Here is a 19,232-nt window from a genome sequence, read left to right on the forward strand (position 1 = left end):
CGATGATCTTCTTCAGGAAGGGGCGAACGGATTCAAGACACGAAGCTTCCGAGGCCCCACATGCAACGTCGATCCTTCCTCGCGGCCAGCGCCGCAGCCATCGCCGCTCCCGCCGTGCTTGCGCAAGGCGGCAAGCTCACCCCGCTCAAGTTCACGCTCGACTTCCGCATCAACGGGCAGACAGCCCCCTTCTTCCTCGCGCTGGCCAAGGGCTACTACAGGGAAGAAGGGCTGGACGTGAGCATCGACACCGGTGCCGGCTCGGTCGCCTCCATCACGCGCATCGCGAGCGGCGTGTACCAGTTGGGCCTGGGCGACATCAGCTCGCTGATCGAGTTCAACGCCCAGAACCCCGGCACGCCCATGGTGCAGGCCGTCTACCAGTACTACAACCGCGCACCGTTCGCGATCATCGGCCGCAAGGACCGCGGCGTGACGGGCGACTTCAGGAGCCTCGCAGGCAAGAAGGTGGCGGCGGCTGCCGTCGAATCGACCCGCCGCGCCTGGCCGATGGTGGCGCGCAAGCAGGGCATGCGCGCCGACGCCTTCCAGTGGCAGACCACCGACTTCAGCGCGCGCGACAACGTCATGGTGCGCGGCGACGTCGATGCCGCTACCTACTTCCACGACTCGGCCATTTCGCTCTTCGCGCGCATGAAGCCGGAGGAGCTGTCGGTGCTCAAGTACGCCGATGCGGGCGTGAACCTGTACGGCAACGCCATCCTCGCGGGCAGCAACCTCGTCGCGCAGAACCCCAAGGTGGTGGCCGCCTTCCTGCGCGCGAGCAACCGCGCCATCGTCGAGACCTTCGCCAATCCGGCGCCGAGCATCGCGGCCATGCGGCAGCGCGAGCCCATCCTCGATGAGAAAATCGAACTCGAGCGCTGGGGCATCACGGCGCAGTACGTCGGCGCGGCCGACACCCGCGGCCATGGCCTCGGCGACATCCGCAAGCTCACGCTCGAGCAGCAGGTCGACGAGGTGGCCGAGGTCTTCGGCCTCAAGGTCAAGCCCGCGTCCGACGCCATCTTCAACACTTCGATGCTTCCATCGCGCAGCGAACGCACTCTTCCGACGCTTCCCAAGGCATGAACGATCTCAGCGACAACAACAGCCCCATCTTTCCACCGGAGACGGCCCTCGACGAGCGCGACGGCCGCTACCTGCGCAAGGCCATCGTCTGGTCGCACGCGGCGCGGCGCAGGGGCAACCGCCCCTTCGGCTGCGTCATCGTCTCGGCCGCGGGCGAGGTGCTCTCCGAGGCCGCCAACAGCAATGCCGAGACCGGCGACTGCACCGCCCACGCCGAGGTCAACGCGCTGCGCGGGCTGGCCGGGCGCGGTCTCTCGCGCGAGGAACTGGCCGGCGCCACGCTCTACGCCTCGGGCGAGCCCTGCGTGATGTGCGCGGGCGCGATCTTCTGGTCGAACATCGGCCGCGTGGTGTTCGGCATCGACGCCGAGCGGCTGCGCGTGTTCCGCGGCGAGCGGCAGGACCAGCGCGACGCGGAGCTGTCGTGCCGCGACGTGTTCCGCGCCTCGCCGCATCCCATCGAGTGCATCGGCCCCGCACTGATCGACGAGGCCAGCGCAGCGCACGACGGCGCCTGGAAGGCCTGAGAGCCCCGAAGCAGCCGAACTAGACTCCCCGGATGCCCTGGCACGCCCGTCTCCATCTCGCCTACCAACAGGAAGCCGCCCGCACCGTCGCCCGCTTCCGCCATGACGGCCCGCTGCGCATCCTGCAGAGCCTGTACCCCGAAGGCGATGCCGTCTGCCACAACGTGCTGGTGCATCCGCCGGGCGGTCTGGTGGGCGGCGACACGCTCGACATCGAAGTCGAGGGCGTCGATGGCAGCCACGGGCTCATCACCACGCCCGGCGCCTCGCGCTTCTATCGCAGCGACGGCGAGCTGGCGCTGCAGCGCACCCGCATCCGCCTTGCAGCCGGTGCGCGGCTCGAATGGCTGCCGCTCGAAGCCATCTGCTACAGCGGCTGCCGGGCGGAGAACCGGCTCAGCATCGAGGCCGAGCCCGGTGCCGAGCTGATCGGCTGGGACGTGACCGCGCTGGGCCTGCCCAACGCCGGCCAGCCCTTCGAGCGGGGCACCTATCTGCAGCACATCGAGGTGCCCGGCACATGGCTCGAGCGCGGGCGAATCGACGCGGCCGACCACCGGCTGCTGCAAAGCCCCATCGGCCTGGGCGGCCATCGCTGCATGGCATCGCTCTTCTTCGTGGCGGGCTCGCCGGTGGCGCGCGCCCGCCGCGACGCCCTGCTCGCGCATGCACGCACGCTGCTCGAGGCGAGCCCCCTGGCCGACAGCGCCGGCGCCACCAGCCCGCATGCCGAAGTGGTGGTGCTGCGCGTGCTGGCCCCCGTGGTCGAGCCCGCGATGCAGCTGCTGCGCCAGGTCTGGCAGGCATGGCGCGGCGAGCTGTGGCGGCTGCCAGCGGCCACGCCGCGCATCTGGTCGACCTGAGGCCGTTTCTCTACGCGCTCCGGGCACCGGAGCCGAATCTGTAGGCGCCGTCTGACGGACAGCCGCCGCGCAAAGGCGCACTCTGCCTCTTTGCCCAGCGGATGACGAGGATCGGCCATGTCCACTGACGACACCCCGGACGCCAGCGCAGACAGCAGCACGCAGCTTCACCGGCAACTGGCGCGGTTCAACGCCGCGCGGCTGAGGCCCGGCATCCCTTCGCCACGGTGGAAGGACGAGCTCGCCGACGAGCATGCCTGCCGCCTGCTGGAAGGCGACTATCTCGAAGCCCTGCGCGCCACGGTGCAGGCCGCGGCATCGGCCTCCACCGGCAACGCGGCCCACTTCGCCGCATGGTTCGAGTCGCTGGAGCAGGCCGGGCCGGGCCAGCACCATCCGCTCTTCGACTGGCTGGCCGGCGAGGCCACGCTAGCGCAGATGCGCTGGTTCCTCACGCAGGAGGCCGCGGGCGAAGCCGGCTTCGAAGACCTGCTGGCCTGCACGCAGGTCAAGCTGCCGCCCCGGCCCAAGCTGGAATGCGCGCGCAACTTCTGGGACGAAATGGGGCACGGCAAGCAGAGTGCCATGCACGGCCAGATGCTGGAGCAGATGGTGCGCGAGCTCGACCTGCATCCGGCCATCGACACCACCGTCTGGGAATCGCTCGCGCTTTCCAACACGATGGTCGCGCTGGCGACCACGCGGCGCTATGCCTACCACTCCATCGGCGCGCTCGGCGTCATCGAGCTCACGGCCCCGGGGCGCGTGAAGCAGGTGGCGGCCGGCATGCGCCGCCTGGGCCTGGGCGGCCGCGCGCGCGCCTACTTCGACCTGCATGCGGCGCTCGACATCTCGCACTCGCGCGCGTGGATACGCGAGGTGATCCAGCCGCTGGTCGATGCCGACCCGGCCTGCGGGCAGTTCATCGCCGAAGGCGCGCTGATGCGGCTGGCCTGCGGGGAGCGCTGCTTCGAGCGCTACACCGCCGAACTGCGCGAGACCGAGGAGCTGGCCGCATGATGGACGCGGCCGGCGTGCTGCGGCAGGTGGCTGGCACGGGTTATCGCTTCACCACCGTCACGCCGCTCACCCACCAGCGCGTGCTCGCGCGGCGCGGGCGCGAGCCGGGCACCACGCTGCGCGACATCTTCGGATGGAACCTGTCGTTCGAGCCCCGTGCGCTGCCGCCCGAGCTGCTGGCGGCCATGGAGCACGCCGGCATCGTGCGGCGCAACGGATCGCTGCTGCGCAGCACGGTGCGCATCGCCAGCCTGGAGGACGACCTGTTCTTCCACTCCGCCTATCCGACGGTCGAGGAGAACGCCGTGTTCTTCGGCCCCGACACCAGCCGCTTCGCGCGTTTCATCCGCCATGAACTGGCCGGGCACCAAGGGCGACAGAAGCCCCTGCGCGTGCTCGACGTGGGATGCGGCAGCGGCGCGGGCGGCATCGCGGTGGCGCGCGCGCTGGCGGCCACGGGCACGCCCGCGACGCTCGTGATGAACGACATCAACCCGCTCGCGCTGCAGTACACGGCCGTCAATGCGGAAGCGGCGGGCATCGCGGTGACGCTCGCGCAGGGCGATGCGCTGTCGGCGGTCGATGGCGACTTCGACCTCATCGTGTCGAACCCGCCCTACCTCGACGATGCCGCGCAGCGCGCCTATCGCCACGGCGGCGCGCGGCTGGGGCGGGCGCTGAGCGCGCGCATCGCGGCCGAGTCGCTGAAGCGGCTGGCGCCGGGCGGGCAACTGCTGCTCTACACCGGCGTGGCGATGGTCGATGGCGAAGACCCGTTCCTGGCCGAGATGCAGCCGCTGCTGGCGGCGCCGGGCTTCGACTGGTCGTACGCCGAGATAGACCCCGACGTGTTCGGCGAGGAGCTGGAACGGCCGGTGTACGCGCACATCGACCGCATCGCCGCCGTGGGCCTCGTCGCCACGCGCAGGCCGGAGGCCGGGTGATGGCGGCCGAACTGGAGCTTGGCGGCACCGACACCTCGCGGCTGGCCGTGGTGCGCGAATGCAGCGTGCTGGAACGCATGCCCAAGTGGCTCATCTGCGTGCCGCTGGTGGTGCAGTGGCTGTGGCTCTCGCTGCGCCACGGCGGTGCCACCGTGCCCTGTGCCGCCAATCCGCACATCACCTCGGGCGGACTGGCGGGCGAAGGCAAGCTCGAATACTTCCGGGGCATGGGGCGGCTGGCGCGATCGGTCACCGCAGACTACTGCGCGGTGTTCAACAACAGTACGGCGACGGAAGAATCGCTGCGGCAAACGATCGCCGCCGGAGGCCTCACCTTTCCCATGGTCGCCAAGCCCGATCTCGGCCTGTGCGGCTACGGCGTGCGGCTGCTGCCCGACATGGCTGCGCTTGCGGCCTACCTGGCGGTCTTTCCCCAGGGCGAGACAGTCGTGCTGCAGCGCTACCTGCCGCAGGAAGGCGAGGCCGGCATCTTCTACGCACGCGACCCCGTCACCGGCGATGGCCGCATCGTCGGGCTGGCGCTGCGCTACTTTCCGCGCGTGACGGGCGATGGCCGCAGCACCGTAGCCCAGCTCGTGGCGGCCGACGTGCGCGCTCGCCGCATCGCGCGTTCGCCGCGCCACGAATGCAGCGTGCCGCCCGACAGCGTGCCGGCTGCCGGCCAGCAGGTGCGGCTCGCCACCATCGGCTCGACGCGCGTGGGCGGGCTCTACCGCAATGGGGCGGCGCTCATCACCGCCGAGCTGGTGCGCGCCATCGACGCCGTCGCGCGCGACATGCCCGACTTCCGCTTCGGCCGCTTCGATGTGCGCTACGAAAGCCTGCGCGAACTCGGTGCGGGGCGCGGCTTCACCATCATGGAAGTCAACGGCGCGGGCTCCGAAGCGATCGAGGCCTGGGACCCCGACATCGGCGTGATCCAGGGCTTTCGCATGGTCTTCGCCAAGCAGAGGCTGCTGTTCGCCATCGGCGCGGCGCAGCGCAAGGCCGGCGTGCGGCCCATCGGCCTGCTCGCGCTCGCACGGCTCAACCGGCGGCAGAACCGCCTGGTCGGCCGCTATCCACCCTCCAACTGAGCCTTCGCAAGCACATGGACATCGCCTCCTCGCAAGCCCTGCCCCGCCACCAGTTCGCCTCGCCCGCCGCCACGCCCGCGCTGGAAACCCGCTGGGCCGACTGCGAGGACGACGTGCGCGACGCCCAGCGCCTGCGCTTTCGCGTGTTCGCTCAGGAGATGGGCGCCCGCCTGACGCCGCCCGAGGGCACGCCGCCCGGCCTCGACGTCGACCGCTTCGACAGCTATTGCGACCACCTGCTGGTGCACGCGGTCGACCCGGTGAATGGCCCGGGCCCGCTCATCGGCACCTACCGCGTGCTCACGCCGGGCGCGGCGCGCCGGGCCGGCGGCTTCTACACCGACACCGAATTCGACCTGTCCCCGCTCGCCCCGCTGCGCGGCAACGCGCTGGAGCTGGGCCGCTCGTGCGTGGACGCCGACTGGCGCTCGGGCAGCGTCATCATGGCCCTGTGGACCGCGCTGGGGCAGTACATGGTCGACCACGCGCTCGACACCATGATCGGCTGCGCCAGCATCGGCATGGACGACCAGGGCGCGACGGCCGCGCGGCTGTGGCACCGGCTGTGCCGCACGCACCTGGTGGAAGAGCGCTGGCGCGTGGAGCCGCGCATCGCGCTGCCGCTGGACGCCGAGCCGGACACCGATGCCGACAGCGACACGCCGCCGCCGGCCGCACCGCCGCTCATCAAGGGCTACCTGCGCTGCGGCGCGCGCCTGCTCGGCCCACCCGCGCTGGACGTCGCCTTCAACACGGCCGACCTGCCGCTGATGCTGCGGGTGGACGACGTGGCGCCGCGCTACCGGCAGCATTTCTTCGGGGTGGCGGGCTGAACCCGGCTCGCGGGTAGAAGGCGAAAGCAAGGCGAAGGGAAGGCGGAAGGGGGCCGCAAGAAGGGCCAGGGGAGCGCTTCGGATACAGTCCCGCACCTACCGCCTCCAGACCCGACGCCAGAGTGACCCTCCGAAAATCCGCCAGCAGCCTGGTTTTCCGTCTTCTCGTCATGGGTCTGGTGATGGCGCTCATCGGGACCGCCGCCAGCTACATCCAGCTCACCCGCTTCCTGCGCGAGGACCTGACGAAGTCGGTGGCGACGCAGCAAAGCGCACTGGCTGCCTACGTGGCCCGCGACGTCGACAACTACCTCGGCGAGCGGCTGTCCTTTTTGGAGCGCCTGGCGGGCGCCCTGCCCCCCGAACTCCTGACGCAGCCCCGGCAGCTGCAGACATGGCTCGCCGATCACGGCACGCTGAGCGCCCTCTTCCCGCTCGGCCTCGGCGTTGCCGACACCGCCGGCAAGCGGCTCGACGATGCGGGACAGCCGGTCACGGAGGGTCCGGAATTCGCCGCCGCGCTCGCCGGCCGCCGCGCGGTGGGACGCCCCCACGCCACCCCGTCGGGGCACTCGGCGCTGCCCATGGCCGTGCCCATGCGCAACAGCGCCGGCCAGGTGGTCGCGGTGCTGCTGGGCACCGCCGACCTCACGGCCGATGGCCTGCTCGACCATCTGCAGGACGGGCGAGTGGGCCAGTCCGGCGGCATCCTGGTGATCTCGCCGCGCGACCGGCTCTTCGTCGCCTCCACGGACGTCTCGATGTCGCTCACGCCCACGCCGCGCGATGGCGTGAACCTGCTGCACGACCGCGCCATGGCGGGCTTTCGCGGCAGCGGGACGACGCGCAACGCCAAGGGCATCGACGAGATCTCCGCCATCGCCTCGGTGCCCAACAGCGGCTGGTTCGTGGTGGCGCGGCTGCCCGTCTCGGAGGCGCTGGCCCCGGTGGGGCGCATGCAGTCCTTCATCCTGCAGCAGCGCGCGCCCGCCGTTTCGGCGGTGCTCATCATCATCGGGCTGATCATGGCCTGGCTGCTGCGCCCGCTGCTGCGCGCCGCCGACCAGGCCGACCGCATGACCCGCGGCGAGCTCGCGCTCGCGCCGTTGAAGGTGGTGCGCGACGACGAGATCGGCCACCTCACGCAGGCCTTCAACCGGCTGCTGGCCAAGCTGCTCGACAACCAGGAGGCGCTGGCGCGCCTCGCCCACCACGACACGCTGACCGGCCTGCCCAACCGCAAGCTGCTGGACGACCGGCTGCAGCAGGCGCTGGCCCACGCCGGACGGCACGGGCACATGGTGGCTGTGCTCTACCTCGACCTCGACGGCTTCAAGGGCCTCAACGACACCTACGGCCACGAGGCCGGCGACCGGGCCCTCAAGGAAATCGCATGCCGGCTGCAGGAGCTGGTGAGGCAGACGGACACAGTGGCCCGTATCGGCGGCGACGAGTTCGTGCTGCTCGCCACCGGCCTCAAGGAGCCCGCCGAACAGGGCGCGCTGGTGCTTGCGCAGCGCTGCATCGACGCGATCACCGAGCCGCTGCCGCAGGAGCAGGCCGACATGGCGATCGGCGTGTCGGTCGGCATCGCCCTGGGCAACGGAAGCGAGGCGCCGCAGGAGTTGCTCGCCGCGGCCGACAGGGCCATGTACCGGGCCAAGCAGGGCGGGCGCGGCAGCTACGCGATGACGGGGCCGGCCTCCAGCAGCTGATCTCCGGGCCTACGCCGGCACGTCCGTGCGCGGCAGCCGCAGGTGCTTCTTCAGCGTCTCGAACACCTGCCGCGTGACCGGGTTCACCACGTGGCTGCGCACGTAGAGGTAGTAGGCAAGGTCGGGCAGCCTCGGCATGCCGTCGCCCGCACCGAGCACGCGCAGGCCGGCGTCGAGCTGTTCCACGCCGCGCGCCGTCACGCCGAGCCCCGCTCGCAGCGCGGCCTTGATGCCGATCAGGCTCGACGAGGTGTAGCGCGGCGTCCAGGCCACGCCCGCCGTGTCCAGCGCCTCGTGGCCGATGCGGCGGAAGATGCTGGGCCCGTCGGCCATGATGAGCGGCACCGGCTTGGTCGGGTCGTGCACGTAGCTCGCCGCGCACAGCCACACGGTGGGCGAGTTGCGCAGCACCACGCCCTCGAACTGCGACTGCGCGTCCGCGCGGTTGGAGATGATCATGTCGACCTCGCCGCTCTTGAGCGAAGTCATCAGGTAGGGGCTGCGGCCGATGTGGATGTCGAGCTGAAGCAGCGGCGAGGTGCGCGCCACCTCGGCCAGCAGCAGCGGCAGCATGGTCTCGGCCACGTCGTGCGGCGCGCCGATGCGCAGGTTGCCCTCGAGCTGCCCCTGCCGCAGGCTGCGCAGCGCCTCGTCGTTCAGCGCCAGCATGTGGTGCGCGTAGGTCAGCAGCCTCTCGCCGTGCTCCGTCAGCCGCTTCTGCCGGCCTTGCTTGGCGAAGAGCGGGTGGCCGATCTGCTCCTCCAGCCGCTGCATCTGCTGCGTGATGGCCGACTGCGTGCGCCCCAGGTGCACCGCCGCCGCCGCGAAGCTGTGATGGCTGACGACGGCCGCGAAGGAGCGCAGCAGTTCGAGATCGAGCGTGGGCATGTATTAATTTTATTGAAGTGTTTCCTGCGCCGGCTGGATTGTTGCGTCACGTCCCCGTCACTACAGTGGATGCACACCAAACAGGCAACCCCACTGGAGAAACCGCATGAGCACCCCATCCGAGCAACGCAGCCGGGCCGTCGAGGCGTCCATCGCCGACATGAAGAAGGCCATAGGCGGCGCTGAAGCCACCCGGGAAAAACTCGACGTGGTGCTCGATTCGCTGCAGGGCCTGGCCGCGCACACCGAATACTGGGGCGCCGCCGACTTCCCGCCGCCCGAGGCCGGCGAGCACCAGGCCCGCTACCTGATCGCCGAAGACCCGGACCAGAGCTATGCGCTCTACCTGAACGTGATGCGCCCGGGCAAGAAGATCGTTCCGCACAACCACACGACCTGGGCCTGCATCGCGGCCGTGGAAGGCACCGAGCACAACCGCGTGTACGAGCGCACCGACGACGGCAGCGTGCCGGGCGTGGGCAAGCTGAAGCAGATCGAGCTGGTCGTCGTAGCACCGGGCAAGGGCATCGCGCTGATGCCCGAGGACATCCACTCGGTCGAGATCCAGGGCGAGCAGGTCATCCGCCACCTGCACATGTACGGCCGCGCCCTCGAGACGCTGAACAGCCGCACCGCCTACGACCTGGCTGCCGGCACGTACCAGACCATGGGCATCGGCGTGCAGACGCGCCGCTAGCCGCTTCCCCATTCGCATCCCTTCCTCATGCGGGCCGCGCGCCGTGGCCCCGCAGGACTTCGTTCGTCCCGACGACTTGCCCTCATGACTTCCTTCATCGACCCGAAGACCCTCAAATCCTGGCTGCACGACGGTGGCGAGATCGCATTGCTCGACGTGCGCGAGCACGGCCAGTACGGCGAGGCGCACCTGTTCTACGGAATCCCCCTGCCCTTCAGCCGCTTGGAGATCGATGCACCGCGCCTCGTGCCGCGCCGCGGCGTACGCACGGTGATCTACGACGAGGGCGATGCCGACGTGGCGGAACGCGCCGCCGCACGGCTCGCCGCGTTGGGCTACGCCGACGTGCACGTGCTGCGCGGCGGCGCCCCTGCGTGGAAGGCGGCCGGCTACGTGCTCTTCGCGGGCGTGAACCTGCCATCGAAGACCTTCGGCGAGCTGGCCGAGGAGGTCTATCACACGCCCCGCGTCAGCGCCGACCAGCTGGCCGACATGCTGGCGCGCAAGGACAAGGTGGTGGTGCTCGACGGTCGCCCCACCGGCGAGTTCCGCAAGATGAACATCCCCGGCGCCACCTGCTGCCCCAACGGCGAGCTGGCCTACCGCGTGCGCCGGCTGGTGCCCGACACCACCACGCCCATCGTCATCAACTGCGCGGGCCGCACGCGCAGCATCATCGGCGCGCAGACGCTCATCAACCTCGGGCTGCCCAACCCCGTGTATGCGCTGGAGAACGGCACGCAGGGCTGGTATCTCAACGATCACAAGCTGGAGCACGGCGGCACGCAGCGCTATGCCGACGACAGCGGCAACACCGACCTGCGCCCCGCCGCGAAGGCGCTGGCCGCGCGCTTCGACGTGCCGACGGTGAATGCGCAGACCGTGCGCCAGTGGGCCGACGACGCGGGACGCAGCCTCTTCCTGTGCGACGTGCGCACGCCGGAGGAGTTCGCGGCAGGCAGCCTGCCCGGCGCGCAGCACACGCCCGGCGGCCAGCTGATGCAGGCCGGCGACCAGTACTTCGGCGTGCGCGGCGCGCGGCTGGTGCTCTTCGACAGCGACGGCGTGCGCGCACCGACCATCGCGAGCTGGCTGCGGCAGATGGGGCACGACGCGAGCGTGCTCGAGGGCGGACTGGCGAGCGGGCTGTCGCTCGCGCCCGTTGCAACGCCGAGCGCACCAGCACTGGCCACCATCGATGCACAGGCACTCGCCGCGCGCATCGAGCGCAACGACGTGGCGGTGATCGACCTGCGCGGCAGCATGCAGTTTCGCGCCGGCCACATTGCGCAGGCGCGCTGGTCGATCCGGCCCCGCCTGGCCGGCGACCTGAAGAACGAGACGCGCCAGCTCGTGCTGGTGGCGGACGACGCCGCGCTCGCCGCATGGGCCGCGGCCTCCGAACTCGCCGGCGTCTCGCCGGCCCCGCTGCTGCTGTCCGGCGGCATGGCCGCCTGGAACGCCGCCGGCCTGCCGGTGGAAGCCACGCCCGCGCTGCCCGCCGACGCGGACTGCATCGACTACCTGTTCTTCGTGCACGACCGGCACGACGGCAACAAGGAGGCCGCGCGCCGCTATCTCGCATGGGAGACCGGCCTCGTCGCGCAGCTCGATGCGCATGAGCGCGCCGCCTTCCGGCTGCCGGGCACCGCGTCGCACGCCTGAGCCACCTCCCTCCCGCTTTCCGTTCGTCCTTGTCAGTTCCCAGCCCCAGGAGTTCCGTCATGCCGTTCGCCAGCCGCATCCCGCACATCGCCCGTCTTGCCGTCGCCGCCGCATGGCTCGCGGCACTCGCACTGCAGCCCGCCACAGCCGACCCGATGGCGTCGCGCAACGGCTTTCCATCGCAGACAGTGAAGTTCATCTCGCCCTTCCCTCCGGGCGGCGGCAACGACGCGACCGCGCGCCTCGTCACCACGAAGCTGCCGGAGATCATGGGACAGCCCGCCCTGGTCGACAACCGCGGCGGCGCGGGCGGCAACATCGGCGCCAAGGCCGTGGCCGACGCCAAGCCCGACGGCTACACCGTGCTCACCTCGCAGGTGTCGATCATGGCCGTGAACCCGTCGCTGTACGCATCGCCCGGCTTCGACCCGATCAAGAACTTCGTTCCCATCACGCAGATCAACGCCGCGCCGCTCGCGCTGGTGGTGGAGGCCAACTCGCCGATCAAGAGCTTCGCCGACCTCGCCGCGAAGGCGAAGGCCAATCCGGGCAAGGTGACCTACGCGACGCCGGGCAACGGCACGCTCTCGCACCTCGTCGGCGTGGTGCTGGCAAAAGACAACGGCGTGGAAATGACGCACGTGCCCTACAAGGGTGCCGGCCCGGCGCTGACCGATCTGATCGGCGGCCAGGTCGATGTGATGGTCACCTCCACCGCCTCGGTGGCCGGCTTCGTGCAGAACGGCAAGCTGCGCGTGCTGGCCGTGACCAGCCCGCGCCGCATCGGCGTGTTCGCCAAGGTGCCGACGCTGGAAGAGCTGGGCTACAAGGGCGCGCGCTTCGAGGACTGGTACGGCTTCTTCGCCCCCGCCGGCACGCCGCCCGAGCGCGTGGCATTCCTCAACGAAGCCATCGTTCGCACCCTGCACCTGCCCGACGTGACCAAGCTCGTGACCGACGGCGGCAGCGAGGTGGTGGCGAGCACGCCCGAAGCCTTCGCGGCGCAGCTGAAACAGGACATCGAGCGCTGGTCGCGCATCGTCAAGCTTTCCGGTGCGCGCGCCGACTGATTGGCGCAACATAGCGGCCCGCCTCCTCATCGACTCCTCGAACATGTCCGATTCGCACACCGTTCCCGCCGGCCTGGCGCTGGACACCCGGCTCACCCGCACCGGCAAGAACCCCTCCCACGCCGGCGGATCGCCCGTCAACACGCCGCTGGTGCGCGCCAGCACGGTGCTCTTCGACAGCGTGGGCGCGATGCGCGACGCACGCACGCGGCGCGACGAGGAGCGCATCTTCAGCTACGGCGCACGCGGCACGCCCACCACCTTCGCGCTGGAAGATGCGGTGAGCGAGCTGGAGGGCGCCTACCGCACGCGGCTCTTTCCCACGGGCCTCGCGGCCATCGGCATGGTGCTGCTGTCGTACCTGAAGCCGGGCGACCATGTGCTGATGTCAGACAGCGTCTACGAGCCCACGCGTAACCTCGTGCACTCGTTCCTGGAGCCGTACGGCATCCGCAGCACATTCTTCGCAGCGGACGGCAGCGGCATCGAGGCGCTGTTCGAGCCGAACACGCGGCTGGTGTACGCCGAGTGCCCCGGTTCGCTTGTCTACGAGATGTGCGACCTGCCGAAGCTCGCCGAATTGGCCCACTCGCGCGGCGCGCTGCTCGCGGCCGACAACACCTGGGGCTCCGGCGTCCAGTACCGCCCGCTCGCGCTGGGCGCCGACATCTCGACCATGGCCGCGACCAAGTACCTCTCGGGCCACTCCGACGTGATGATGGGCACCGTCGCCACCACCGAAGCCGCATGGCGCCCGCTCAACGAACGCTGCGACGCCTTCGGCATGACCGTAAGCCCCGACGACGCATGGCTGGTGCTGCGCGGCATGCGCACCCTGTCGGCGCGCCTGCAGGTGCACGAGCGGCACGCGCTCGAAGTCGCACACTGGCTCGAGAAGCGCCCCGAGGTCGCGACCGTGTTCTGCCCCGCCCTGCCGCAGCATCCGGGGCACGAAATCTGGAAGCGCGATTGCACCGGCACGAACGGGCTGCTTTCCATCGAACTGCAGCGGGGCGTCGAGAACGCAGCGGTCGAGCGCTTCGTCGATGCGCTCAGCCTGTTCGGTCGCGGCTCCTCATGGGGCGGCTACGAAAGCCTCGTGGCCTGGACCAACATGCGCGCCGCGCGCAGCGTGACGGACTGGAGCAAGCGGGGGCCGGTGGTGCGGCTGCATGTCGGGCTGGAGGCGCCGGCGGATCTCACGGCGGATCTGGCGCGTGGGTTCGATGCGATGAACCCAACAGCCTGAAGTGACAGCGATGGGCAGATACAACCGAGGAACTCAGCGGTTCATGAACTCGTTAGAAAAGAACTCATGCTGAACGTATTCCGCGAGATTTAGACCGTAGATGATTACGTCGTTGCCGACGATGGAAATGACGGGTGACAACGTACGGTCCCTGAACACCGCCAGCGCCCTGTGCCCATAGAGCGGTACAAAACCAATCAGATCCCGCACGTCAAATCCTTCAGCCTCGAGCACGTCGTCGACAAAGGACCTGAACTCCGCTATCTGATCGAGCCACCCCTGAACGTGCAGCAGGTCATCGGGGTACTTGTAGAACTGTCGGGAATACGAGGGCTTGGCATCTTCATGGCTGCCGTGGACGTTGATGCATTCGCGATCGAATCCGTTGATGCACCGAACCATCTCCTGGTAATCCAACGGTAGAGGAAATCCAAGCCGCTGCTCGAAAAGCTGGATATCGGGCTCGCTCATCCCAGCATTCCATCTCGTCCCCGACACGATCTGAAAGCCGAAGACATGAGGCTCGACGTCAACTTCGACCCACTGCGCCTCCGTTCGGGCCTTGAACTGCATCCAATCCATCGGGTTTCCAGCGCGATCCATTCGGAGGCACCCGGTCAAGCTACTTTCGCGGCCAGTCCAGAGACTGCGGCGTACTGAACTCCAGCACCGGTGAACCGTTCTGGAAGGCGTTGAATTGCACGAGGATCTTCTTTGCCTTCTTCGCCGATGCGATGAACTTGTTGGCGCCTTGAAGAAAGATCGTCTCGCTGCTGTGGTCAGCCGGCCCATTTCCGCCGAAGCGGACCGGAGGCCCATCGTCGAACTTGATCGACACCTTGCAGTCGTAGCTGCTGCAGAGCATCTGCCCCTTGTCGATTGAAATGAGAACATCGAGGCCGTACTGGGGATGCTGGCGAACGGTGATATAGCCCCGGTTCTTGCCTTGATAGGGAAAACTGAAATCCAGCGAGTTGTCCGAGACCGTCTGCGCGCTTGCAGATTTCTTTCCCGTCATCTTGTCGGCGGACTCTTCGTAATTCCAGCCTACGGCATGCGCGGCCGAGCAAGCGGCCAACAAAACGGCAACGCCGAACTTCTTCATTTCCTCGCTCCTTGTGTTGAAGGAGCGACCTTACCTCATCGTCAGCGGCGCGAAGGCAGAGGTCCGCTAGCGATTTCCCCGATCAACGCGCCAGATGCCTGTCGAAGAACCGCGCGATATCGCCGAACGCCTCCTTCGTCTCGGGCGCATCCGGATTGATGCCGTACTGCGCGTGCGACTGCCCTTCGTACACGTTGAGCTCCGCCTCCACGCCCGCGCGGCGCAGCTTGCGATGCGTGCGCACGGTGTTCGAGAGGAACAGGTCGCGCGTGCCGCTGGTCAGGATCGCGGGCGGAAAACCCTTGAAGTCGCCATAGATCGGCGAGAGCTGCGGGTCCTTCAGGTCGCGGCCCGCCGCGTACAGCAACGCGGCGCGGCCCAGCCATCCGTCCCAGGTGACGAGGATGTTGTCGATCCACTCGTTGGTCTGGTAGCTGTCGCCGATCTTCGAGATGTCGGACCACGGCGTGCCCGGTGCGATGGCGGCGGGCAGCGGCACGTTCTCGGCCTTGGCACGCAACACCAGCGCCAGGGTCATTGCGCCGCCGGTCGAAGTACCGAAGACCGCCATGTTCCTCGGCCTGTTGGTCTTCAGCAGTTCCTTCCACACGGCCATGGCGTCGTCCATGGCGGCCGGGTACGGAAAGTCCGGTGGCATGCGGTAGTCGACCGAGACGACCTTGTAGCCACCGATGCCCGCGAGCAGGATCGCCTCGGGCAGGGCCGATTCGCCGGGGCCGAACACGTAGCCGCCGCCGTGCACGTGCATCAGCAGCCGCTTCTCGTTGCCCGGCGCGATCTTGTTGGGCGTGACGATGAAGGCGTTCACGCCCGCGATCTTCGTGGCCTGCACGGAGACGCCGAGCTTCTGCTTCAGCGCGGGTATCGCCGCGATCACGGGCGCGGCGCGGCTGTTGATGAGCTGCTTCCACTCCGCCGCGTCCTTGGGCGCCGCGTTGAAATGCGGCGGGTACGGCGCCGCGATCAGCGCCTGCATCTGCGGGCTCACCTCGTTCGTCGGCACGGGGCTGAGCTGGGCCGGCGAACGTCGGGCACCGGGCTGCGCATTGGCCGTGGCCTGCGCGGCCGCCTTCTCGGCATAGGTCTGCGGGGCCTGGGTGGAGCATGCGGAAAGCACGGCGGCAATGAGCAGCGCCGCGACGCGCGAGGTCTTGGGAATCATCGGCTTCCTCTTCTTCGTCTTGTGTGGATGGCACCGGCGCGGGGCCGGGCGCATCGATGCTCGCATCGCACGCACACGGCAAGCACCCGTTGAAACCCGAAGCGGAGCGCGAGCCTTGGCGCCCGATGCGGACAAAAGCACTCAAACAGGAGGAAGGATCAGCGCCACTGCGCCAGTATCCGGCGAACTTCTTCATCGCTGGTCGCACCGAACGACCGGTACCAGTGGCCGACCGCGACAAAGGGCTCAGGCACCTGCATGCACACGACCTCGTCGGCACAGGGCGCCCCCATGCCGCGCAATGCCTGGCACGCCTCCACGCTGCCCACGGGCACGGCCACGACGACCGACGCGGCACCGAGCGCCCGTGCGGCGATCACCGCCGCGCGCATCGAAAGGCCCGTGGCGAGCCCGTCGTCGACCAGCAGCGCCGTCATGCCGTGCAGGTCCAGCGGCGCGCAGTGCTCGCGGTACTCGTGCTCGCGCCGCTGCAGTTCGCGCCGCTCCCGCTTCAGGACGTGTGCCACGGCCGGTACGTCTTCGCCGGTCACATGGATGCCGCCCGCGGCGATGGCGCCGACTGCGTATTCCTCGTGGCCCGGGAAGCCCAGCTTGCGCACTACGAGCACGTCGAGCGGAAGGTGCAATGCACGGGCCACCTCGGCGCACACCGGCACGCCGCCGCGCGGCAATGCGAGCACGATGCAACGCTGCGCATCGCGGTACTGGCTCAGCAGTGGCGCGAGCTGCCGGCCGGCATCGGTTCGGTCACTGAACATGGCACGCCTCTTTGCACGCGCTTCATCCGTGGCTGCCGGGCGCGTGGGCATCGCCGCCCTCGAGGACAGTTTCAGCGCGCATGCCCATGCCGCCGCCACTTCCGCCGCCACCACCACTCTTCGAACCGCCAGCGCGCCCGCCACCGGCGCCCTCGCCGCGCGCGGGCGTGCCCTTGGCTCGCACGGGGCCCTGCCTGGGAATGCTCAGTTCCGCCGGAACAGGATCGAGGTCGAGCACGTCGCGAATGAAAGTGCGCAGCGCCACGACCAGCTCGGCGGTCTCGACCGCTCGGCCCGCGACCATGTCGTTGGCGGCCTTGGTCGCGAGGCGCACGTGCGTCTCGGTGCCCAGCAGGATCACGTCGGAGAGCGCGGCTTCCACCGCATCGCGGATGCGCCGGCGCCGGTCCGAGGCGGACAAGCCGGCTTGAGCATCCGCATCCTCCGGCGACGCAGCCCCCGCCCGCTGCCTGAGTTCACGCAGATGACTGGGGTCGACGGCCAGGTCTCCGGTGAACGAGCCACCCAGCACCTTGTAGGCCGCGATGAGCGTCTTGAGCCGTTCGTTGATCTGCCTGTTCTGCCGCTCGCGCCGCTGCTGCACGCTGTGCATCACCAGCAGTCGGATGCCGACCGCCACGACGGAAACAAGCACCAGTCCCAGCAGCGTCGTGAAGAGGCCCTGCCAGGAACTGAAGTCGAGCACATTGCGCATGGTTGACTGTCCTTGCGTCGAGGGCGACCGGATGCCCTCGCCATGCGGCATTGTGCGACCGTCGCTCGGACGCGGCCGTAGTCGGATGCCAATTCAGTCAGTCGCAGGCGCGCTTGCCGGCCGGCGAGGTCCGCAGCCGATTCAGGAAGGTGAGCTGCACCTTCGCCGTCTCGCTGCCCTGCATCGCCGCGCGGCGCATCCACACGCCCGCTTCGCAGCGGTCGGCCTTCACGGCGCTGCCGTAGAGCGTGGAGCCGGTCATCAGCACCATGCCGAGCATTTCCTGCGCCTCGGCATGGCCCTCGGTGGCAGCCTGCCGCAGGTGCTCGAGCATCGCGCGGTAGTCGCGCCCGGCCTGGGCCTCGAGCGCGAGCTGGAAGCGCTGCTCGGCCTGCAGGTCGATGTCCGCGCCGCCCGAGGGACGCGCCGCGCTGATCGCAGCCACGAGCAACAGCGCACCCGACAGCAGGACGCGCAGGCGCAGCGACAAGCCGGTCATCTGGTTGAGGTTGAGTTGTTCGGATGGCATCGAGGTTCTCCACGAATGATGTTGTCGTGGAGGCATCGTCGCGCCGCGGCACCGAACGGAAAAGCTGGAATTCGCGCAGGCGGGCTCAGCCGCAGACTGAGGCGGCAGCGCCCTCCTCCGCGCTCAACGCACCCGGGCGCGCGTCAGCAGGTAGTTCTGCTGCACCACGTTGTCGACGTAGTACGGCCCGGCAAGCGCGTCGAATTCGGCCCGCAGCGCCGCCAGCTTCTGCGGGTCGCCGGCGAGGTTTTCAACGAGCTTGCGCATCGGGCCGACCGAGCGCTCGAGGAACAGGCGGAAGTGCTCGATGCTCAGGGCCGGAAACTGCATGGTGCCGCGCCCGAAGAACGGCGCCTCGAAATGCGGGCCCAGGCGCTCCGCGACGATGCCCGGGTTGCCCCACTGCGGCGGAGGCGACGCACCGGCCGGCGGGGGCGGCGAGTTGCGCCCGATGAAGGCGAACATTCGCCCCACGAAATCTTCCGGCGGCCAGGTGGCGAAGGCGATGCGGCCGTGGGGCCTGAGCACGCGGCGCATCTCGGCGATGGCCACCTCGGGGCGCGGCGCGAACATGTGGCCGAACTGGCTGAGCACCACGTCGAAGGAAGCGTCGGCGTACGGCAGGTTCTCGGCATCGCCTTCGGTCCAGTCGATGTCATCGAGCCCGGCGATGCGGGCGTTCTCGCGCGCGGCCTCGATCAGCTCGGGCGTCAGGTCGAGCCCCGTGACGCGTGCGCCGCGGCGTGCCGCCGAGACGGCCACGACGCCGGTTCCGGTTCCGACGTCCAGCACCGACTCGCCCTGCTCGACCTGCGCGAACCTGACGAGGTGCCCGGCCACCGGAGTCGTGAACATGGCGGTCGGCGCGAAGGTCGACCACATCTCGCGCTGCCGGTTCTTGAACTCTGCAAAGGGATCCTGGGACATATCACCCTCCATGCCAGCCACGAGGCTGCGGACATGGGCGGGACTCTAGGCCCGGCTAACGACCCCGTCCATCCCTCGGGACGGGGCTTCCATAGGCAAGAGCTGTAACGCAATGCCGCGCCGCGCTCAGCAGCAGCGGCCCTTGCCCGCGCCGTAGCGCGCCTCCAGCCGCTCGCGGAAGAAGGCCTCGTAGCTCATGGGCGCCCGGTCGGGGTGGGTGGCCGCCATGTGCGTCAGGTAGGCGTCGTAGTCGGGCAGCCCGACCATGAGCCGCAGCGACTGCTTGAGCGAGCGCGCGAAGTAGCGCCCGGCTTCCGGCAATGCGAGGCCCATG

At 69.3% G+C, this 19,232-nt stretch carries 21 protein-coding genes; 12 read left to right on the forward strand and 9 right to left on the reverse strand.

Features of this window, described 5'->3' with window-relative positions:
* Window positions 1-60 precede the first annotated feature (60 nt).
* The 8 genes from SFB74_RS24710 (at window position 61) to SFB74_RS24745 (ending at window position 8,091) form a co-directional block, all read left to right on the forward strand.
* Window positions 61-1,092, forward strand: coding sequence for an ABC transporter substrate-binding protein (locus SFB74_RS24710; RefSeq protein ID WP_432726969.1), 1,032 nt, complete (start codon window positions 61-63; stop codon window positions 1,090-1,092).
* The gene (locus SFB74_RS24715) at window positions 1,089-1,619 is read left to right on the forward strand and encodes a nucleoside deaminase (protein ID WP_432726970.1); all 531 of its coding nucleotides are present in this window, start codon (window positions 1,089-1,091) and stop codon (window positions 1,617-1,619) included. Before SFB74_RS24710 ends, SFB74_RS24715 begins: the two co-directional genes overlap by 4 nt.
* A 32-nt stretch (window positions 1,620-1,651) precedes the next feature.
* Complete coding sequence (locus tag SFB74_RS24720; protein WP_432726971.1) at window positions 1,652-2,482, forward strand: urease accessory protein UreD; 831 nt, start codon at window positions 1,652-1,654, stop codon at window positions 2,480-2,482.
* A 117-nt stretch (window positions 2,483-2,599) separates the two neighbouring features.
* On the forward strand, window positions 2,600-3,502 hold the full coding sequence (locus tag SFB74_RS24725) for an iron-containing redox enzyme family protein (RefSeq protein ID WP_432726972.1): 903 nt from the start codon (window positions 2,600-2,602) through the stop codon (window positions 3,500-3,502).
* Complete coding sequence (locus SFB74_RS24730) at window positions 3,499-4,446, forward strand: methyltransferase (RefSeq protein WP_432726973.1); 948 nt, start codon at window positions 3,499-3,501, stop codon at window positions 4,444-4,446. The genes SFB74_RS24725 and SFB74_RS24730 overlap by 4 nt, the downstream gene beginning before the upstream one ends.
* Window positions 4,446-5,543 carry a hypothetical protein gene (locus SFB74_RS24735; RefSeq protein ID WP_432726974.1) on the forward strand — a complete coding sequence of 366 codons (1,098 nt, stop codon included), beginning with the start codon at window positions 4,446-4,448 and terminating at the stop codon, window positions 5,541-5,543. The genes SFB74_RS24730 and SFB74_RS24735 overlap by 1 nt, the downstream gene beginning before the upstream one ends.
* 14 nt (window positions 5,544-5,557) lie before the next feature.
* Window positions 5,558-6,376 (forward strand): GNAT family N-acetyltransferase, encoded by an 819-nt coding sequence (locus SFB74_RS24740; protein WP_432726975.1) that lies wholly within the window; start codon window positions 5,558-5,560, stop codon window positions 6,374-6,376.
* Window positions 6,377-6,546: 170 nt separating this feature from the next.
* A complete protein-coding gene (locus SFB74_RS24745) occupies window positions 6,547-8,091 on the forward strand; it encodes a diguanylate cyclase domain-containing protein (RefSeq protein ID WP_432726976.1) in 1,545 nt (514 codons plus the stop codon).
* 9 nt (window positions 8,092-8,100) lie between these two features.
* Here the strand turns inward: SFB74_RS24745 and SFB74_RS24750 are convergent, their stop codons facing one another.
* On the reverse strand, window positions 8,101-8,979 hold the full coding sequence (locus SFB74_RS24750; RefSeq protein ID WP_432726977.1) for a LysR substrate-binding domain-containing protein: 879 nt from the start codon (window positions 8,977-8,979) through the stop codon (window positions 8,101-8,103).
* Window positions 8,980-9,085: 106 nt separating this feature from the next.
* On the opposite strand from SFB74_RS24750, the gene SFB74_RS24755 reads away from it, so the two are divergent.
* From SFB74_RS24755 to metC, 4 genes are all read left to right on the forward strand, one after another.
* Entirely contained in the window at window positions 9,086-9,676 is a 591-nt protein-coding gene (locus tag SFB74_RS24755) for a hypothetical protein (protein ID WP_432726978.1), read from the forward strand.
* Window positions 9,677-9,760: 84 nt separating this feature from the next.
* Entirely contained in the window at window positions 9,761-11,341 is a 1,581-nt protein-coding gene (locus SFB74_RS24760; protein ID WP_432726979.1) for a rhodanese-like domain-containing protein, read from the forward strand.
* A gap of 59 nt (window positions 11,342-11,400) precedes the next feature.
* On the forward strand, window positions 11,401-12,411 hold the full coding sequence (locus tag SFB74_RS24765) for a Bug family tripartite tricarboxylate transporter substrate binding protein (RefSeq protein ID WP_432726981.1): 1,011 nt from the start codon (window positions 11,401-11,403) through the stop codon (window positions 12,409-12,411).
* A gap of 43 nt (window positions 12,412-12,454) precedes the next feature.
* A complete protein-coding gene (metC, locus tag SFB74_RS24770) occupies window positions 12,455-13,660 on the forward strand; it encodes a cystathionine beta-lyase (RefSeq protein WP_432726982.1) in 1,206 nt (401 codons plus the stop codon).
* Between the two features lie 33 nt (window positions 13,661-13,693).
* Here metC and SFB74_RS24775 read toward each other — a convergent pair whose 3' ends face one another.
* The 8 genes from SFB74_RS24775 to SFB74_RS24810 form a co-directional block, all read right to left on the reverse strand.
* Window positions 13,694-14,242 carry a hypothetical protein gene (locus tag SFB74_RS24775; RefSeq protein ID WP_432726983.1) on the reverse strand — a complete coding sequence of 183 codons (549 nt, stop codon included), beginning with the start codon at window positions 14,240-14,242 and terminating at the stop codon, window positions 13,694-13,696.
* 40 nt (window positions 14,243-14,282) lie between these two features.
* On the reverse strand, window positions 14,283-14,765 hold the full coding sequence (locus tag SFB74_RS24780; RefSeq protein WP_432726984.1) for a hypothetical protein: 483 nt from the start codon (window positions 14,763-14,765) through the stop codon (window positions 14,283-14,285).
* An 82-nt stretch (window positions 14,766-14,847) separates the two neighbouring features.
* Window positions 14,848-15,948 (reverse strand): alpha/beta hydrolase, encoded by a 1,101-nt coding sequence (locus SFB74_RS24785; RefSeq protein WP_432726986.1) that lies wholly within the window; start codon window positions 15,946-15,948, stop codon window positions 14,848-14,850.
* Window positions 15,949-16,106: 158 nt separating this feature from the next.
* Window positions 16,107-16,727, reverse strand: coding sequence for a phosphoribosyltransferase (locus SFB74_RS24790; protein ID WP_432726988.1), 621 nt, complete (start codon window positions 16,725-16,727; stop codon window positions 16,107-16,109).
* Window positions 16,728-16,749: 22 nt separating this feature from the next.
* Entirely contained in the window at window positions 16,750-17,442 is a 693-nt protein-coding gene (locus SFB74_RS24795) for a hypothetical protein (protein ID WP_432726990.1), read from the reverse strand.
* A 97-nt stretch (window positions 17,443-17,539) separates the two neighbouring features.
* Window positions 17,540-17,971 (reverse strand): sel1 repeat family protein, encoded by a 432-nt coding sequence (locus SFB74_RS24800; protein ID WP_432726992.1) that lies wholly within the window; start codon window positions 17,969-17,971, stop codon window positions 17,540-17,542.
* 123 nt (window positions 17,972-18,094) lie between these two features.
* Window positions 18,095-18,898, reverse strand: coding sequence for a class I SAM-dependent methyltransferase (locus SFB74_RS24805; RefSeq protein WP_432726993.1), 804 nt, complete (start codon window positions 18,896-18,898; stop codon window positions 18,095-18,097).
* A 126-nt stretch (window positions 18,899-19,024) separates the two neighbouring features.
* On the reverse strand, window positions 19,025-19,231 hold the full coding sequence (locus SFB74_RS24810) for a YbdD/YjiX family protein (protein WP_007837269.1): 207 nt from the start codon (window positions 19,229-19,231) through the stop codon (window positions 19,025-19,027).
* Window position 19,232: the final 1 nt, after the last annotated feature.

This window comes from Variovorax xiamenensis (assembly GCF_050916385.1).
GTDB lineage: Bacteria > Pseudomonadota > Gammaproteobacteria > Burkholderiales > Burkholderiaceae_C > Variovorax.

Bases quoted from the DNA above. Each gene is read 5' to 3' on its own strand.
- SFB74_RS24710 (WP_432726969.1), top strand. From the start codon at position 61: ATGCAACGTCGATCCTTCCTCGCGGCCAGCGCCGCAGCCATCGCCGCT.
- SFB74_RS24715 (WP_432726970.1), top strand. From the start codon at position 1,089: ATGAACGATCTCAGCGACAACAACAGCCCCATCTTTCCACCGGAGACG.
- SFB74_RS24720 (WP_432726971.1), top strand. From the start codon at position 1,652: ATGCCCTGGCACGCCCGTCTCCATCTCGCCTACCAACAGGAAGCCGCC.
- SFB74_RS24725 (WP_432726972.1), top strand. From the start codon at position 2,600: ATGTCCACTGACGACACCCCGGACGCCAGCGCAGACAGCAGCACGCAG.
- SFB74_RS24730 (WP_432726973.1), top strand. From the start codon at position 3,499: ATGATGGACGCGGCCGGCGTGCTGCGGCAGGTGGCTGGCACGGGTTAT.
- SFB74_RS24735 (WP_432726974.1), top strand. From the start codon at position 4,446: ATGGCGGCCGAACTGGAGCTTGGCGGCACCGACACCTCGCGGCTGGCC.
- SFB74_RS24740 (WP_432726975.1), top strand. From the start codon at position 5,558: ATGGACATCGCCTCCTCGCAAGCCCTGCCCCGCCACCAGTTCGCCTCG.
- SFB74_RS24745 (WP_432726976.1), top strand. From the start codon at position 6,547: ATGGGTCTGGTGATGGCGCTCATCGGGACCGCCGCCAGCTACATCCAG.
- SFB74_RS24750 (WP_432726977.1), bottom strand. From the start codon at position 8,979: ATGCCCACGCTCGATCTCGAACTGCTGCGCTCCTTCGCGGCCGTCGTC.
- SFB74_RS24755 (WP_432726978.1), top strand. From the start codon at position 9,086: ATGAGCACCCCATCCGAGCAACGCAGCCGGGCCGTCGAGGCGTCCATC.
- SFB74_RS24760 (WP_432726979.1), top strand. From the start codon at position 9,761: ATGACTTCCTTCATCGACCCGAAGACCCTCAAATCCTGGCTGCACGAC.
- SFB74_RS24765 (WP_432726981.1), top strand. From the start codon at position 11,401: ATGCCGTTCGCCAGCCGCATCCCGCACATCGCCCGTCTTGCCGTCGCC.
- metC (WP_432726982.1), top strand. From the start codon at position 12,455: ATGTCCGATTCGCACACCGTTCCCGCCGGCCTGGCGCTGGACACCCGG.
- SFB74_RS24775 (WP_432726983.1), bottom strand. From the start codon at position 14,242: ATGGATTGGATGCAGTTCAAGGCCCGAACGGAGGCGCAGTGGGTCGAA.
- SFB74_RS24780 (WP_432726984.1), bottom strand. From the start codon at position 14,765: ATGAAGAAGTTCGGCGTTGCCGTTTTGTTGGCCGCTTGCTCGGCCGCG.
- SFB74_RS24785 (WP_432726986.1), bottom strand. From the start codon at position 15,948: ATGATTCCCAAGACCTCGCGCGTCGCGGCGCTGCTCATTGCCGCCGTG.
- SFB74_RS24790 (WP_432726988.1), bottom strand. From the start codon at position 16,727: ATGTTCAGTGACCGAACCGATGCCGGCCGGCAGCTCGCGCCACTGCTG.
- SFB74_RS24795 (WP_432726990.1), bottom strand. From the start codon at position 17,442: ATGCGCAATGTGCTCGACTTCAGTTCCTGGCAGGGCCTCTTCACGACG.
- SFB74_RS24800 (WP_432726992.1), bottom strand. From the start codon at position 17,971: ATGCCATCCGAACAACTCAACCTCAACCAGATGACCGGCTTGTCGCTG.
- SFB74_RS24805 (WP_432726993.1), bottom strand. From the start codon at position 18,898: ATGTCCCAGGATCCCTTTGCAGAGTTCAAGAACCGGCAGCGCGAGATG.
- SFB74_RS24810 (WP_007837269.1), bottom strand. From the start codon at position 19,231: ATGGGCCTCGCATTGCCGGAAGCCGGGCGCTACTTCGCGCGCTCGCTC.